This window comes from Saccharopolyspora antiqui, from assembly GCF_052246905.1.
In the GTDB taxonomy this organism is placed as follows: Bacteria; Actinomycetota; Actinomycetes; order Mycobacteriales; family Pseudonocardiaceae; genus Saccharopolyspora.
Genome location: NZ_JBQQBO010000023.1, coordinates 78,189 through 93,579 on the forward strand (window position 1 = coordinate 78,189; position 15,391 = coordinate 93,579).

15 protein-coding genes are annotated in these 15,391 nt (G+C 69.8%); 12 read left to right on the plus strand and 3 right to left on the minus strand.

Going from position 1 to position 15,391, the window contains the following annotated elements; all coding sequences use genetic code 11:
- The first annotated feature begins 35 nt into the window (after positions 1–35).
- The 12 genes from ACTWQN_RS29285 (at position 36) to ACTWQN_RS29340 (ending at position 12,500) form a co-directional block, all read left to right on the plus strand.
- On the plus strand, positions 36–764 hold the full coding sequence (locus ACTWQN_RS29285; protein ID WP_443206831.1) for a GNAT family N-acetyltransferase: 729 nt from the start codon (positions 36–38) through the stop codon (positions 762–764).
- A gap of 338 nt (positions 765–1,102) precedes the next feature.
- Positions 1,103–1,486 carry a hypothetical protein gene (locus tag ACTWQN_RS29290; RefSeq protein ID WP_443206832.1) on the plus strand — a complete coding sequence of 128 codons (384 nt, stop codon included), beginning with the start codon at positions 1,103–1,105 and terminating at the stop codon, positions 1,484–1,486.
- Between the two features lie 47 nt (positions 1,487–1,533).
- Positions 1,534–2,130 (plus strand): carbonic anhydrase, encoded by a 597-nt coding sequence (locus tag ACTWQN_RS29295; RefSeq protein ID WP_443206833.1) that lies wholly within the window; start codon positions 1,534–1,536, stop codon positions 2,128–2,130.
- Positions 2,131–2,220: 90 nt separating this feature from the next.
- Complete coding sequence (locus tag ACTWQN_RS29300; RefSeq protein ID WP_443206834.1) at positions 2,221–3,720, plus strand: SulP family inorganic anion transporter; 1,500 nt, start codon at positions 2,221–2,223, stop codon at positions 3,718–3,720.
- Between the two features lie 31 nt (positions 3,721–3,751).
- A complete protein-coding gene (locus ACTWQN_RS29305; RefSeq protein ID WP_443206835.1) occupies positions 3,752–5,107 on the plus strand; it encodes a replication-associated recombination protein A in 1,356 nt (451 codons plus the stop codon).
- Between the two features lie 258 nt (positions 5,108–5,365).
- Positions 5,366–6,334, plus strand: a complete 969-nt coding sequence (locus ACTWQN_RS29310; protein WP_443206836.1) for a 2-hydroxyacid dehydrogenase — start codon at positions 5,366–5,368, stop codon at positions 6,332–6,334.
- Positions 6,335–6,534: 200 nt separating this feature from the next.
- Positions 6,535–6,942: a DUF948 domain-containing protein gene (locus ACTWQN_RS29315; RefSeq protein WP_443206837.1), complete on the plus strand. Its 408-nt coding sequence runs from the start codon at positions 6,535–6,537 to the stop codon at positions 6,940–6,942.
- Positions 6,939–7,241, plus strand: coding sequence for a hypothetical protein (locus ACTWQN_RS29320; RefSeq protein WP_443206838.1), 303 nt, complete (start codon positions 6,939–6,941; stop codon positions 7,239–7,241). Before ACTWQN_RS29315 ends, ACTWQN_RS29320 begins: the two co-directional genes overlap by 4 nt.
- 76 nt (positions 7,242–7,317) lie before the next feature.
- Positions 7,318–9,990 carry an alanine--tRNA ligase gene (gene alaS, locus ACTWQN_RS29325; RefSeq protein ID WP_443206839.1) on the plus strand — a complete coding sequence of 891 codons (2,673 nt, stop codon included), beginning with the start codon at positions 7,318–7,320 and terminating at the stop codon, positions 9,988–9,990.
- Positions 9,987–10,460: a Holliday junction resolvase RuvX gene (ruvX, locus tag ACTWQN_RS29330; protein ID WP_443206840.1), complete on the plus strand. Its 474-nt coding sequence runs from the start codon at positions 9,987–9,989 to the stop codon at positions 10,458–10,460. Before alaS ends, ruvX begins: the two co-directional genes overlap by 4 nt.
- Positions 10,457–11,659 carry an endolytic transglycosylase MltG gene (gene mltG / locus ACTWQN_RS29335; RefSeq protein WP_443206841.1) on the plus strand — a complete coding sequence of 401 codons (1,203 nt, stop codon included), beginning with the start codon at positions 10,457–10,459 and terminating at the stop codon, positions 11,657–11,659. The genes ruvX and mltG overlap by 4 nt, the downstream gene beginning before the upstream one ends.
- Positions 11,646–12,500, plus strand: a complete 855-nt coding sequence (locus tag ACTWQN_RS29340; RefSeq protein ID WP_443206842.1) for a shikimate dehydrogenase — start codon at positions 11,646–11,648, stop codon at positions 12,498–12,500. Before mltG ends, ACTWQN_RS29340 begins: the two co-directional genes overlap by 14 nt.
- Before the next feature lie 198 nt (positions 12,501–12,698).
- Here ACTWQN_RS29340 and ACTWQN_RS29345 read toward each other — a convergent pair whose 3' ends face one another.
- The 3 genes from ACTWQN_RS29345 to ACTWQN_RS29355 form a co-directional block, all read right to left on the minus strand.
- Positions 12,699–12,965, minus strand: coding sequence for an HPr family phosphocarrier protein (locus ACTWQN_RS29345; RefSeq protein ID WP_443206843.1), 267 nt, complete (start codon positions 12,963–12,965; stop codon positions 12,699–12,701).
- Between the two features lie 64 nt (positions 12,966–13,029).
- Positions 13,030–14,292, minus strand: a complete 1,263-nt coding sequence (locus ACTWQN_RS29350; RefSeq protein ID WP_443206844.1) for a PTS transporter subunit EIIC — start codon at positions 14,290–14,292, stop codon at positions 13,030–13,032.
- 46 nt (positions 14,293–14,338) lie between these two features.
- A complete protein-coding gene (locus tag ACTWQN_RS29355; RefSeq protein WP_443206845.1) occupies positions 14,339–15,136 on the minus strand; it encodes a GntR family transcriptional regulator in 798 nt (265 codons plus the stop codon).
- Between the last annotated feature and the right edge of the window lie 255 nt (positions 15,137–15,391).

Sequence of the window (15,391 nt, forward strand, 5' to 3'; positions counted from 1 at the left end):
GCGGGATTTTGCATGGTATGCATTGGAGGCGTGTGGTGGGTTCCGTCGAGTTGGAGATCGAGCAGGCGGCCGTCGACACCTGGCCTGCTGCCACCGTGGAGCGCGTTGACGGTTGGCTGCTACGGCATTGCGAACAGCTCAACCGCAAGCGCTCGAACTCGGCGCTGCCACCCGAGGTCGTCGCGGATCCTGCGGCGGCGGTCGAGCGTGTGGAGAGCTTCTACGCCGCGCGGTCTATCGCGCCGATCGTGCAGGTCAGCCCGCTGGATCAGCACGCCGAGCTGGATGCGTTCCTGGCCGGGCGGGGTTATCGCGCGATCGCGCCGACGGTGGCCATGTTCGCCGACTGCGCGTGGATCGAGCCCGGGACATCGGCCGAGTCCTTCGAGGTGCGGTTGGAGTCCAGCCCGCGACCGTCCTGGCTGGTCGCCACCGAGGCGGTGGGGGGCACGCCGGAACCGAGCCTGGATCGGGTGCCGCAGCCGGTGCGGTTCGCCATCGCCCGGTACGACGGGGTCCCGGTCGGTGTCGGGATGTTCGCCGTCTCGGCGGGCTGGTGCGGGATCTACGGCATGGCCACGCATCCGGGCTGGCGGCGGCTCGGCATCGCGAGCACGGTCCTGCGGGCGGGCGCCCGGTGGGCATCGACCGCCGGGGCGACGCGGCTCTTCCTTCAGGTCGAGGCGGACAATCCCGGTGCGCGGCGGTGTTACGAAACGTTAGGTTTCGAGCCCTCCCACAGTTACCACTATCGGGTCCTCTAGGATCGGTTGTTTCGGCTCTGTTGCCTGAGTGAAATTGGTACATGTTTCAAACTCCCACGATACGGTAATACTTGTCACAGTTTCGACACATTCCGTAGTGAACATCGTTTACACACCGCAGCGGCGGTAGCCGTGTCCACCCGGCAACCGGGTGAATTCGCAGGTCGAACCGGGTCGTATTAACAAAGCTTCATTTGTTTCCCGACAGATCGATGCATCTGCGACTTGCGCTACCACCGCCGTTGTCAGATACCTTGAGTTCAGCGTTTCGCTACTTCTTCCCGCTACCGTCGATGTCGCCGGAAGGGGATCGGCTGCTCAATTCCAGGAGGCATTCGGTGCGTGGCAAGGCTAGGCAGATCACGAGGGCAGGGCTGTTCCTGCTCTTCGCGGTCGTGCTCGCCGTGCTCAGCCCGGTGCACTCGGAAGCCGAGGGCAGCACGCTGCTGCGCACCGGGGCCCCCGCGGATTCCAAGTCCGAGACCAAGGAGCGACGGGACTGCGAGAAGCTGCGCGAACGCCTGCCCGGCATCGCGCTGCATCGACGTTCCCAAGACGGGCAGGAAGATCGCCGTGCGCTGCTGCCGCGAGAGCTGCAGCGCGCCACCGATATCGACGACCAGACGGAGGTCGGTGTGCTCCCAGCATCCGGGAGCACGCCGCACCACTGCTACGCCAAGCTCAAACATTCACCTGCCGGACTCCAGGTCATCCGCCGCTGATCGGTGCGCTCGCGAAATTTTTCCGAGCAGACGATCAGGAGGCGAAAATGAGCTTCGAACATTTCGTGCGACACGCACGACAGCACCCGAGTACCCTTTCCGAGGCCCGCCGACGGCAGCTCGCCGCAGGTCAGAAACCGGCCGCCCTGTTCATCGGTTGCTCCGATTCGCGGGTGATCCCCTCTCAGATCACCGGCGCCGAACCGGGGAAACTGTTCGAACTGCGGACCGCTGGCAATGTGGTTCCGGAATACGCACCGGACTCGGCGTCCAGTGAAATGGCGACCATCGAATACGCGGTGCTCCAGCTCCGCGTACCGGAGATCATCGTCTGCGGGCACTCGTACTGCGGTGCGGTCACGGCATTGACGCTCGCCGGACGCGGTATGGAGGAACTTCCCGCGCTGCGGACCTGGCTGGGCGTCGATGGCCAGACCGGCGTCGAGCTGGGCGACCCCAGCGTCAGCGCCGAGAGCAAGCGGCACATCCAGGCGCAGCTGCAGACGCTGCGTGAATACCCATTCATCCGGGATCGGCTCGCCATGGGTGAACTGCGGCTGCACGGCTGGTTCTACGAGATCGACACCGGTCTGACCTTCGTCTGCCCGCAGGACCCGGACGTCTCGGACTTCCTGCCGCTGTAAATCCCGTTCGCCAGGTCGACGCCCGCACCACGGTGGTGCGTGGCGCGATACCTGTTTCCCGGCATTCTTGACTCGCCCTTGGAGGGCATTGTGACTGCTCAACTCAATCCGGCTCGGCCCACGCGCCGAAAGCCCAGCGCGCCGACCTTCGGCGCCGATGTGGGGGCTTCGCTGGTGGTGTTCTTGGTGGCCGTGCCGCTGTGCGTCGGCGTGGCCGTTGCTTCCGGGGTGCCCGCCGAACTGGGCATCGTCACCGGCATCGTCGGCGGGCTGGTGGTCGGCCTGCTGCCCGGTAGCACGATGCAGGTCAGCGGGCCCGCGGCGGGCCTGACGGTGCTGGTGGCCTCGGCGGTCGACCGGCACGGCCTGGCGGTGCTGGGCGTGATCGTGCTCGGCGCGGGCGTCGTGCAGATCGTGCTGGGCCTGAGCCGGTTGGGCACCTGGTTCCGGGCGATCTCGCCATCGGTGGTGCAGGGCATGCTCGCCGGTATCGGGCTGGTGCTCATCCTGGGCCAGATCTACCCGGTGGGCGGGCTCGCGCAGCCGGAGTCCACCTGGGCGAAGTTCTCCGGAATCCCGGATCTGGTGATCATGGTGACGACCACTCCGGAAGGCATCAGCGGGCTGGTGCTGGCGGTGTCGGCGCTGGTGATCATGGCGGCTTGGAAGCGGGCTCCGGCTCGGTTGCGGGTGGTGCCCGGTGCACTGCTGGCGGTCGTGGTGACCAGTGCGGCGGCGGTGTTGCTCGCGCTGCCGGTGCAGAAGGTCGAGGTGGGCTCGCTGCTGGCGGCGCTGAACCCGCCGACCTCGGAAGCTTGGGGCGCGCTGGTCACCCCCGCCGTGCTGGGGTCGATCTTGACCTTCGCGCTGATCGCCTCGGCGGAGAGCCTGTTCAGCGCCGCCGCCGTGGACCGCATGCACGACCGCCCGAAGACCCGGTACAACAAGGAGCTCGTCGCCCAGGGCGCCGGGAACGCGGTCTGCGGACTGCTCGGGGCGCTGCCGATGACCGCGGTGATCGTGCGCAGCGCCGCGAACGTGCAGGCCGGTGCGAAGACCAGGCTCTCCCGCGTGCTGCACGGGTTCTGGCTGCTGCTGTTCGTGGTGCTGCTGCCGGGGGTGCTGGCCTTCATCCCGACGGCCGTGCTCGCCGCCCTGCTGATCCAGGCCGGTTGGAAGCTGTTGGAGCTGCGGCAGGTCGTCGCACTGGTGCGGGAACACCGCTCGGAGGCGTTCGTGCTGGTGCTGACCGCGGGCACGATCGTGGCCACCGACCTGCTGATCGGCACCCTGACCGGGCTGGCGGTCGCCATCGTCAAGACCGCGATCGAGGTGTCCCGGCTGTCGGTTCGAGCCGAGCACGGCGACGACCACGTGTGGGTCAAGCTGGGCGGCAACGCGACGTTCCTGCGGCTGCCGAGGCTGCTGGACCACCTCGAACAGCTGCCGACCGGCAAGCACGTGCACCTCGACCTGACGATGGTCCGGCACCTCGACCGGGCCTGCCACCAGGCGGTCGAGCACTGGGCGGCGCAGCGTCGGCGCGGCGACTGCACCGTCGAAGTGGCCCTGCCCGCCCGGGTGGGCTGACTGGTCGGGGGTGCCGGGTAGCGTCGTCTTCGTGAGTGATGCCCTGTTCGACGACGGGTTGTTCGGCGCCGACGCCGAGACGCGCGCGGGTGCGCGGCTGGCCGAGAACGCGCCGCTGGCGGTGCGGATGCGGCCCCGCTCACTGGACGAGGTCGTCGGCCAGCAGCACCTGCTGGGGGCCGGGGCACCGCTGCGCCGCCTGGTCGAAGGAGCAGCACCGGCATCGGTGCTGCTCTACGGCCCACCCGGCACCGGCAAGACCACCCTGGCCAACCTCGTCTCGCTGGCCACCGGGCGTCGGTTCGCGGCCCTTTCCGCGCTGTCGTCCGGGGTGAAGGAGGTGCGCGCAGTCATCGAGGAGGCGCGTCGCCGACTAGGTCGCTCCGGTGAGTCGACGGTGCTGTTCATCGACGAGGTCCACCGCTTCTCCAAGACCCAGCAGGACGCGCTGCTCGGTGCGGTCGAGGACCGCATCGTGCTGCTTGTGGCGGCCACCACGGAGAACCCGTTCTTCTCCGTGGTGGCGCCGCTGCTGTCGCGATCGTTGGTGTTGCAACTGCGCAGCCTCGGCGACGAGGACATCCGCACGCTGCTGCGCCGGGCGGTCAGCGAGGAGCGCGGTCTGGGCGGCGCGCTGCGCCTCGACGACGCGGCCGAAGCGCACCTGGTGGCGCTGGCCGGGGGCGATGCGCGGCGCGCGCTGACCGCGTTGGAGGCGGCGGCCGAGTCGGCGAGCTCGACCGGCGCGGCAGCGATCGACCTGGCGACCGTGGAGGCCACCGTGGATCGCGCCGCGGTGCTCTACGACCGGGGCGGTGACCAGCACTACGACGTGGCGAGCGCGTTCATCAAGTCGATCCGCGGGTCCGATGTGGACGCTGCGCTGCACTACCTGGCCCGGATGGTCGAGGCGGGCGAGGATCCGAGGTTCATCGCACGCCGACTGGTGGTGCACGCCAGCGAGGACATCGGGATGGCCGATCCGACCGCGCTGCAGACTGCGGTGGCCGCCGCGCACGCGGTGCAGTTCATCGGGATGCCCGAGGGGCGGATCGCGTTGGCGCAGGCCACGATCCACCTGGCCACCGCGCCGAAGTCGAACGCGGTGATCACGGCGATCGACGAGGCGCTGGGCGACGTGCGCGCCGGGAAGGGCGGTCCGGTGCCGCCGCACCTGCGCGACGGGCACTACGCCGGGGCGAGCAAGCTCGGCAACGCCGCGGGCTACCTGTATCCGCACAGCAAGCCGGAAGGCGTGCTCGCCCAGCAGTACCCGCCGAACGAGCTGGTGGGACGCGACTACTACCAGCCGACCGGCCGCGGCGCCGAGCGCACGCTGGGCGACCGCGTCCCGAAGCTGCGCGGCATCATCCGCGGCGAGGACTGAGCCGAGCCCGGCACTTCCGCACCGCGGATGTGTCCGGCGTGACAGTTTTGCTTGCACCGTGCGGAGTTTTGACCTTTTCGTCCTGGTCGGTTCGTGGCCGACGACCGCTGCTGTTCGTCGCTGGAGGGTGTGCTCACCTGCGGAGATCACGGTATTGGGGCGCCGGAGGCCCGAAGGGCGCGAGGCGCGTCGCAGGCAGGCGGGGATCTCGGGGTCGCGGGGTAGATTTCGCGAGGATTCGTCGCGAGGAGGTCGCTGGTGGAGGGCAAGCAGATCGTGGTCACCCGGTCGGTGCCGGAGTCGGCGCTGGACATGCTGCGCGAGGTCGGGGCGGTGCACGTCTGCCCGCAGGACCGACCGCTGACCGTTGCCGAGCTGCACGAAGCGGTTCGCGGCGCGCACGGGCTGGTGGCCATGCTGCACGACCGCATCGACGCCGACGTGATCACCGCCGCCGGAGAGCGGTTGCAGGTGGTGGCCAACGTCGCGGTTGGCTACGACAACATCGACGTCCCGGCGGTGACCGAGCGCGGCGTCATCGTCACCAACACCCCCGGCGTGCTGGTCGACGCGACCGCCGACCTCGCCCTCGGGCTGCTGCTGATGGTCACCCGCCGGTTGGGCGAGGGCGAACGGCTGCTGCGCGCCCGCCAGCCGTGGACCTTCCACCTCGGCTTCATGCTCGGCACCGGATTGCAGGGCAAGACCCTCGGCATCGTCGGGCTCGGCGCGATCGGCCAGGCCGTGGCCCGGCGGGCCCGCGCGTTCGGGATGGACATCGTCTACACCGGCAGGCGCCGCGCCGCAGGCGAGGTGGAGGCGGAGCTGAACGCCCGTTTCCTGCCCCAGGACGAGCTGCTGCGCACCGCCGACGTGGTGTCCCTGCACTGCCCGCTGACCGAGCAGACCCGGCACTTGATCGACGAATCAGCGCTCGTGGCGATGAAGTCCACCGCGGTGCTGGTCAACACCAGCCGGGGGCCGGTGGTCGACGAGCTGGCACTGGCCGAGGCGCTGCGCGAGGGCCGGATCGGTGGCGCGGCGCTGGACGTCTTCGAACACGAGCCGGAAGTCGAACCGGCCCTGCTCGATCTCGACAACGTGGTGGTCGCGCCGCACCTGGGTTCGGCGACCACCGAAACCCGCACCGCGATGGCCGAACTCGCCGCCCGCAACGTGGTCGAGGTCCTCAGCGGCAACGAGCCGGTCACCCCGGTCCGGCCCTGATCGCGGGTGCCCGGCAGCTCACCGCACGCCCGAATCCTGACCAGGTCGCTCCGGTGGCGCGGGCCGGGTACCCACCGCCTCGCGCTGGCGCGACCGGGTGCGGGTGTCGTGCGGTGGCCCCGGTAACCTGACGCACGATCAACAGACCGGGGTCTGCGACCTCGGTGCTACGGACATGACGTGGACATACGGGAGGGCACGTGACGCCCACGCAGATCGCCGCGCTGATCGCCGCCGGAGCGTTCGTGTTGCTGGTCGTGCTGCTGGCTATCCCGCTGATCAAACTCGGCCGCACGCTGGACGAGGCGACCATCGCGATCCGCAAGGCGCACGAGAACTCCGATCCGCTGTTCACCGGCGCCAACTCGACGATCAACCATGTCAACACCCAGCTCGAACGGGTCGACGGCATCACCGCCAACGCCAAGACGATCAGCGGCAACGTCTCGGCGTTGTCCTCGCTGTTCACGGCTACACTGGGTGGCCCACTGGTGAAGACGGCGGCCTTCTCCTACGGGGTCAGCAAGGCGCTGCGAGCCCGCCGGAAGCGGCAGCAGGAGCCTGCTGGTCGGCACTTCCGCCGCAAGGGCAAAGGGGGGCGCAAGTGAGGCGCCTGTTCTGGTTCGGTGCCGGAGTCGCGGCCGGAGTCGCGTTGGCTCGCAAGCTCAACGAGACTGCCCGGAAGGCGACCCCGAGCGGCATGGCCGAGCAGTTGGGCGGCGCGGTTCGCGAGCTCGCCGGGGCGGTCGGCTCGTTCGGCGCCGAGGTGCGCGCGGGCATGCAGGAGCGGGAGCAGGAGCTGCAGGACGTGGTCGACAGCGCCGACACCGTGCAGTTCCGCCGGATCGAGGCACCCGCCGACGCGGGCGCGGCAGGCGGGCGGCGAGCTCGTCGGGCGGGCCGCTGACGTCGGCGCACCGCGCCGCCAGCCGTTCGCCGATACCCGCAGCCGTGTCCGCTACCTGAATTCCCGAGGACTCACCGTGCAGACCCACGAGATCAACGATCGGTTCATCGAGCATTTCCGCAGCCGCGGCCACACCGTGGTGCCCAGCGCTTCGCTCATCCTGGACGACCCGACGCTGCTGTTCGTCAACGCCGGAATGGTGCAGTTCAAGCCCTACTTCCTGGGCGAGGCCCCGGCGCCCTACCCGCGCGCCACCAGCATCCAGAAGTGCGTGCGCACCGGCGACATCGACGAGGTCGGCAAGACCACCCGGCACAACACGTTCTTCCAGATGGCGGGCAACTTCTCCTTCGGCGACTACTTCAAGGCGGGCGCCATCGAGCACGCCTGGGACCTGATCACCAAGTCGCAGGCCGACGGCGGCTACGGTCTCGACCCGGCGCGGCTGTGGGCCACCGTCTACCACGGCGACGACGAGGCCGCCGGACTGTGGCAGGAGATCACCGGCCTGCCCGCCGAGCGGATCCAGGCCCGCGACGCCAAGGACAACTACTGGGACATGGGCGTGCCCGGCCCCGGTGGGCCGAGCTCGGAGATCTACTACGACCGCGGACCCAAGTACGGGCGCGAGGGCGGTCCGGTCGCCGACGAGGACCGCTACATCGAGATCTGGAACCTGGTGTTCATGCAGGACATCAGGGGTGAGCTGCCGCCGAAGGAAGGCCACCCGCCGATCGGCGAGCTGCCGACCAAGAACATCGACACCGGCATGGGCGTCGAGCGGGTGGCGTGCCTGCTGCAGGGCGTGGAGAACGTCTACGAGACCGACCTGGTCCGGCCGGTGATCGCCAAGGCCGAGGAGCTCTCCGGCCGCAGCTACGGCGCCAACCACGACGACGACGTGCGCTTCCGCGTCATCGCCGACCACGCCCGCTCCGGCGTGATGCTGATCGGGGACGGCGTCACCCCCGGCAACGAGGCCCGCGGCTACGTGCTGCGGCGACTGCTGCGCCGCATCATCCGTTCCACCCGCCTGCTGGGCGTGCAGGAGCCGGTGCTCGGCGAGTTCAGCAAGATCGTGCGGGACGCGATGGCGCCCAGCTACCCGGAGTTGGTCACCGAGTTCGACCGGATCGACTCGGTGATGCGCAACGAGGAAGACGCCTTCCGGGCCACCCTGACCGCGGGCTCGAAGATCTTCGACATGGCGGTGTCCGACACCAAGCAGGCCGGTGGTCGGCAGCTCGCCGGGGACAAGGCCTTCCAACTGCACGACACCTACGGCTTCCCGATCGACCTGACCCTGGAGATGGCCGCCGAGCAGGGCCTGACCGTGGACGAGCAGGGCTTCCGGAACCTGATGTCCGAGCAGCGCCGCCGGGCGAAGGAGGACGCCAAGGCGCGCAAGAGCGGCCACGGCGACCTGTCGACCTACCGCTCGCTGCTGGACCAGCACGGCACCACCGAGTTCCTCGGCTACACCGACCTGCAGTCGCACAGCCGGGTGCTGGGCCTGCTGGTGGACGGCCAGCCGGTGAAGTCCGCCGCGGCGGGCACCGAGGTGGAGCTGGTGCTGGACCGCACCCCGTTCTACGCCGAGGGCGGTGGCCAGGTCGCCGACACCGGTCGGCTGGTCGGCCCCGGTGTGGCGGTCGAGGTGCACGACGTGCAGCGCGCCGTGCCGGGCCTGTTCGTGCACCGCGCCAAGGTCGTCGAAGGTGAGCTCGGCGTGGACACCACGCTGGAGGCCGCCGTGGACGTGGCGCGTCGGCACGCCATCGAGCGCTCGCACTCCGCGACGCACCTGGTGCACGCGGCGGTGCGCGGTGCCTACGGCAAACGCGCCGCGCAGGCCGGTTCGCTGAACTCGCCGGGCCGGATGCGCTTCGACTTCACCGTTCCGACGTCGGTGTCGGCTGAGGTGCTCACCGGGGTCGAGGACGAGGTCAACGACTACCTGCAGACCGACGTCGAGGTGCGCGACTTCACCACGACGATGGACCGGGCCATGGAGCTCGGTGCGGTCGCGCTGTTCGGCGAGAAGTACGGCGACCGGGTCCGGGTCGTGGAGATGGGCGAGTACTCCCGCGAGCTGTGCGGTGGCACCCACGTGCCGAGCATCGCCCGCCTCGGTGTGGTCAAGCTGGTCGCCGACTCCTCGGTGGGATCCGGTGTGCACCGCGTCGAAGCGCTGGTCGGCATGGACGCGATGCGCTACATCAGCAAGGAACACCTGCTGGTCAGCCAGCTCGCCGAGCAGTTCAAGGTGCCCGCCGAGGAGCTGCCGGAACGCATCCAGGGCGTGGTGTCCCGGCTGCGCGGCGCCGAGAAGGAGCTGCAGCAGCTGCGCACCGCCCAGGTGCTGCGGTCCGCTGGCGAGCTCGCCGACAAGGGCACCGACGTGCGCGGTGTGACGCTGGTGGCCGAGCAGGTGCCCGACGGTGTGGACAGCAACGCGCTGCGCGCCCTGGTCGGTGAGATCCGGGGTCGGATCGGCGCCCGGCCAGCGGTGGTGGCGCTGTTCTCGGCGGACGAGCAGAAGGTCAGCTTCGTGGTCGGCCCCAACGACGCGGCGCGGGACAGGGGCATCGCGGCGGGCAAGCTGGTGCCCGGCTTCGCGGGCGAGGTCGGCGGTCGCGGCGGCGGCAAGCCGGACATGGCGCAGGGCGGCGGCTCGAACCCGGCGGGGATCCCCGCGGCGATCGAGGCGCTGCGCAAGGCGCTGGACCAGGTGGTGGCTGACGGGTGAACGAGCACCGGCAGGCGGATCCCGGACCGGGGCGTCGGCTCGGCGTCGACGTAGGTGCGGTCCGGGTCGGTGTCGCGCTCAGCGACCCCGCCCCGATGCTGGCGACCCCGCTGATCACTTTGCAGCGGGACGCCGACGGCGGTCGCGATCTCGGTGAACTGGCCGAGCTCGTGGCCGAGCACGAAGTGGTGGAAGTCGTGGTCGGCCTGCCCAAGACGCTGGCAGGTCGGCACGGAACTGCAGCGGAATCGGCGCAGGCCTACGGGGCGGCGCTCGCGGAACGGATCGCACCGGTGCCGGTGCGGTTCGCCGACGAGCGGTTGACCACCGTGACGGCCAGCCGGATGCTGTCGCAACGCGGGGTGCGGGGGAAGAAGCAGCGCGCCGTGGTGGATCAGGCGGCGGCGGTGGAGATCCTGCAGGCATGGTTGGACGGCCGGGGGAAGACGACACGAGAGGAACTTTCGTGACCGACGATCTCGGACTGTTCGCGGACGAGCCCGGCGAGCGGCGGCGGCGCGCCCCGGATCCGGAACGGTTCCGCCGCCGCAAACGGCGCCGGATCGTGACGGCGGTGGCGAGCTTGTTCGTGCTGCTGCTGGTCGGCGTCGGCGTGCTCTACGGCGCCAGCCAGATCATGCAGATCGGCGCCTACGACGACTACGACGGGGAGGGCACCGGCGACGTCGTGATCGAGGTCAAGTCCGGTGACACCGTCAGCGCCATCGGCCGCACCCTCTCCCAGCAGGACGTGGTCGCCAGCACCAAGGCGTTCACCAAGGCCGCCGAGGACAACCGGCAGATCAACAGCATTCAGCCGGGTTACTACCTGATGCGCAACAAGATGTCCGGCGCCGCCGCCGTGACGCACATCCTGTCGATGGACGCGAAGGTCGGCCGGGTTGAGGTGCGCGGCGGCATGCGGCTGGAGGACCAGTTGGCGCCCGACGGCGGGCACACCCCCGGCATCCTGCGGCGGCTCGCCGAAGCGACCTGCGCCGGGGCCAACGCCAAGTGCACCACGCCGGAGGAGATGCACCGGGTCGCCGAGACGGCCGATCTGGCTTCGCTCGGTGTGCCGCAGTGGGCCGTCGAGGAGGCCGCCAAGGCCGAACCCAAGCGGCGGCTGGAAGGGCTGATCATGCCCGGCGTCTACGACGTGAAACCGGGCGAGAGCGCGGAGAACGTGCTGCGCGACGTGGTCACCCGGTCTGCCGCGGCACTGGAGGTCGCCGGGCTGCCGCAGGCCGCCGAGAGCACCCGCTTCAGCCCGTACCAGCTGCTCATCATCTCGTCGCTGGTGCAGAGCGAAGGCATCACCAAGGACTTCCCGAAGGTGTCGCGGGTGATCCAGAACCGCTTGGCGCCGCCCACCATGCACCTCGGACTGGACTCCACGATCAACTACCCGCTGGACAAGCCGACGCTGCTGACCAGGCCAGAAGACCGGGATCGGCCGGGCCCGTACAACACCTACCAGAACTACGGCCTGCCACCGACCCCGATCTCGGCGGTCAGCAAGGAGGCGGTCGCCGCCGCGGAGCAGCCCGTCGAGGGCAACTGGCGGTACTTCGTGAAGTGCTATCCGGACGGCACCTCCTGCTTCGCCGACACCCCGGAACAGCACGATGCCTACATCGACGAGGCACGGGCGCGTGGCGCGTTCTGAGCCGCGGCGGGCAGCGGTGCTCGGTTCGCCGATCGAGCACTCGCTGTCCCCGGTGCTGCACGGCGCCGCCTATGCCGCGCTCGGTCTGCACGACTGGACCTACGAGCGGGTGGAGGCCGACGCGGATCGGCTGGTGGAGTTCGTCGCCGGGCTCGGCCCGGAGTGGGCCGGGCTGTCGGTGACCATGCCCGGCAAGCGGGCGGCGCTGCGGGTCGCGAGCGAGGTCAGCGAGCGGGCCGCGGCCGTCGGCGCGGCGAACACCTTGGTGCACCGCGCCGACGGGAGCTGGCGCGCGGACTGCACCGATGTCGACGGAGTTGTTGGCGCGCTGCGCTGCGCGGGCGGTTTCACCACTGGCCACAGTGGACTGATCTTGGGGGCGGGCGGCACCGCCGCCGCGACCCTGGCGGCATTCGCGGACCTGGGGATCGGCGAAGCGACGATCGCGGTGCGCGAGCCCGCGCGAGCGCGCGACGCGGCGCAGACGGCGGCGCGGGTCGGGGTGCGGGTGCACATCGAGCGGCTGGACCGCATATCGCTCGCGGACGCCGCGGCGGCGGCGGACGTCGTGGTGTCGACGCTGCCCGCGGGGGTGTTGGACGCGCGGGCGCTGGAGCTGGCCAAGGCCGACTGCGTGCTGGACGTGATCTACCACCCGTGGCCGACACCGCTGGCCACCGCGGTCACGGCGACCGGCGGTCGGATCGCCACCGGTCTGGACATGCTGCTGCACCAGGCCTTCGGCCAGGTCGAGCAGTTCACCGGGCGCACCGCGCCCCGCGAGGCCATGCGCGACGCCCTCGCCACCGCCACCGGCGGCGAAATCCCCCTCCCGCTCTGACCCCAGCGCCGGTGCGAACGAGGTGAAGGGCACCTTTCACCAACTAACTGGGTAAAAGGTGCCCTTCACCCAGCACCCGAACGACGCGCCTCCCGCGCCGCCAGGCGAGGTGCGGGCGGAGCTCTGGAACCGCGGCTTGGTGAACTCGTGCGAACGGCCCCTCCGGGCGGGAGGGGCCGTTCGTTCGGGGGTTGGGTTTCAGTTGTCGAGGTCGGAGGCGACCAGGTGGGCGATCTGATCCAGCGCCGCTTCGGCGCCGTCGCCCTCGGCCGCGAGCACCACCTCGTCGCCGTAGGACGCACCCAGGGTCATCAGGCCGAGGATGCTGCCAGCCTCGACCGGATCCGTGTCGTCCTTGCGGATGGTGATCGGCACGGACTGCGCCGCGGCGGCCTTGGCCACGAGTGCCGCTGGCCGTGCGTGCAGCCCCACTTTGCTAGCCACGGTTACCCGTCGCTCCAGCATGGCTCTCCGTTCGTCGGGGAGATTCGGGGTTCGTCGGGGAGATTCGGGGGACGAACGCCGGGGGTCAGTCCTTCTCGGGGGTTGGCGTGGCGTCCCCTCCGGCATTATCCGCAGCCACCCCGGCCGTGTCGTTGTCGTCCTCCTCACGGCCCGGAGTGCGCAGCTGCCACTTGGTGATCACGAAGCGGAACACGAAGTAGTAGATGACCGCGTAGACCAGACCGATCGGGATCAGCCACAGCGAGTTCTGCGAGATGCCGAAGTTCAGCAAGTAGTCGATGGCACCTGCGGAGAACCCGAACCCGGTGTGGATGTCCAATGCGTTGACCAGCGCCAGCGAGGTGCCGGTGAGCACCGCGTGGATCAGCAGCAGCGGCCAGGCCACGAAGATGAACGAGAACTCCAGCGGCTCGGTGATGCCGGTGAGGAACGAGGTGAGCGCCACCGAGATCATCACGCCACCGACGATCTTGCGCTGCGACGGCTTCGCGCACTGCCAGATCGCCAGCGCGGCGGCGGGCAGGGCGAACATGAAGATCGGGAAGAAACCGGTCATGAAGGTGCCCGCGGTCGGGTCACCGGCGAAGAACCGCGCGATGTCACCCTTCTCGCCGTGGTAGTCGCCGAAGAGGAACCACACGATGTTGTTCGGGATGTGGTGCAGGCCGAGGGGCAGCAGCAGTCGGTTGATCACGCCGTAGATGCCGCCGCCGATCACCGCGTTCTGGGTCACCGCGTCGCTGAAGGCGGTCAGCACCGCATCGAAGATCGGGTACAGCAGGCCGAGCACGACCCCGGCGATCACCATCGCGAACGCGGTGACGATCGGCACGAATCGGCGTCCGCCGAAGAAACCCAGGTAGTCGGGCAGCTTGATGCGGTGGTAGCGCTGCCACAACCAGGCCGCGGTCAACCCGGCGACGATGCCGCCGAGCACACCGTACGGGCCCTTGTTGAAAACCGTGTCCGCCTCGGTGCCGGTCATCTCCCACAGCACCCCGGAGAGCACCACGTAGCCGACGGCCGCGGACAGCGCCGTCGAACCGTCGGCCCGCTTGGCGAAGCCGATCGCGACGCCGATGGCGAACAGCAGCGGCAGGTAGTTGAACAGCGCGTCACCGGCCGAGCCGATCACCCCGGCCACCGGCAGCAACCAGGGCAGAGCCCGCCCGAGTCCTTCGTCCCCGAGCAGGTCGGGCTGGCCGAGGCGGGACAGCAGCGCGGCGGCGGGCAGGACGGCGATCGGCAGCATCAGGCTCCGGCCTAGCCGTTGCAGCAGGGCGAAACCCTTTCTGTTGCCGCTCACCGTGGTGGGGCTGGCACTCATCGGATACCTCCTGTGTCTTGGACACCGAGTGGTCTTGCGGTCGGCCTCAGACGGGCCGCATGGATGGGCGGTTGTGGCCGGAGCCGCTGGGGTCGCGGTCCAGTTGCATAGTCACCTGGTACAGGTCGCCGCGATACCAGGAAGTCATGTCTTCCACCGGTCGGCCCTGGGCCGTGGCGATCCGGCGGAACACCAGGACGGGGCTGCCGGCGCGCAACCCGAGCAGCCGCGCGGTCTCGGTGTCGGCGCCTTCGGCCAGCACGGTCTGCGTACCGCTTTCCAGCTGCACCTCGTAGGTGCGGGCCAGCAGCGTGTACATCGAATCGGTCAGGTCGTGGTCGAGCAGCCGGGGCAGCATCGCAGAGTGGTACCAGCCGCGCTCCACGGCCATCGGCGCACCGTCGGCCTTGCGCAGCCGGTACAGCCAGTACGCGGACTGGTCGGGGCCCAGCCCGAGCGCCTCGGCGGTGCTGGGTGGTGGGATCGCCTCGGCGGCGTCGAGCACCTCGGTCTCCGGACGCATGCCGCGGCGCCGCATGTCTTCGGTGAACGAGGCGAGGTGCAGTTGGGCATCCACCCGCGGCCGGGTGGTGAAGGTGCCCTTGCCGCGGACTCGCACCAGCAGACCTTCGGCGACGAGTTGACCGACCGCCTCGCGGACGGTCAGCCGGGAGACCCCGTAGCGCTCGGCGAGGTCGCGTTCGGAGGGCACCGGCGATCCGGGCAGCAGTTCCGCGCTCGCCAGTTCCCGCAGGATTTCCCGCAGCTGGGCGTGCTTGGGTGTTGGGCCGTCGTGCAGCACCTCGGCGCCCTTGCCGCGGTCCGCGGTTCGCCGTGCGGCCAACACTGCCTCCAACGGTCTTGCCGAAACCGCCTCCGGTGCCTTGTGGACTGCTGGCGCCGGGTCGAACATGAGCGGATCGGATCGCTGTTCATCCGGTGCTGTTCACCGGCCTCACCATGTTGGTACTGTCCGGTCTAAACCAGTCGGTTGCGAACAATGCGCCGTCATGCGATCGGGTGTCAAGATGGCCCGGATTTCGTTGCCGCATCGACACCGAGTGACACAAGATCGTCGCGGCGCGGTGCACCCGCCCGC

What these genes read in the sequence shown, in the direction of transcription:
- ACTWQN_RS29295 (WP_443206833.1), top strand. Translation starts at nt 1,534, where the DNA reads ATGAGCTTCGAACATTTCGTGCGACACGCACGACAGCACCCGAGTACC.
- ACTWQN_RS29345 (WP_443206843.1), bottom strand. Translation starts at nt 12,965, where the DNA reads ATGCTGGAGCGACGGGTAACCGTGGCTAGCAAAGTGGGGCTGCACGCA.
- ACTWQN_RS29350 (WP_443206844.1), bottom strand. Translation starts at nt 14,292, where the DNA reads ATGAGTGCCAGCCCCACCACGGTGAGCGGCAACAGAAAGGGTTTCGCC.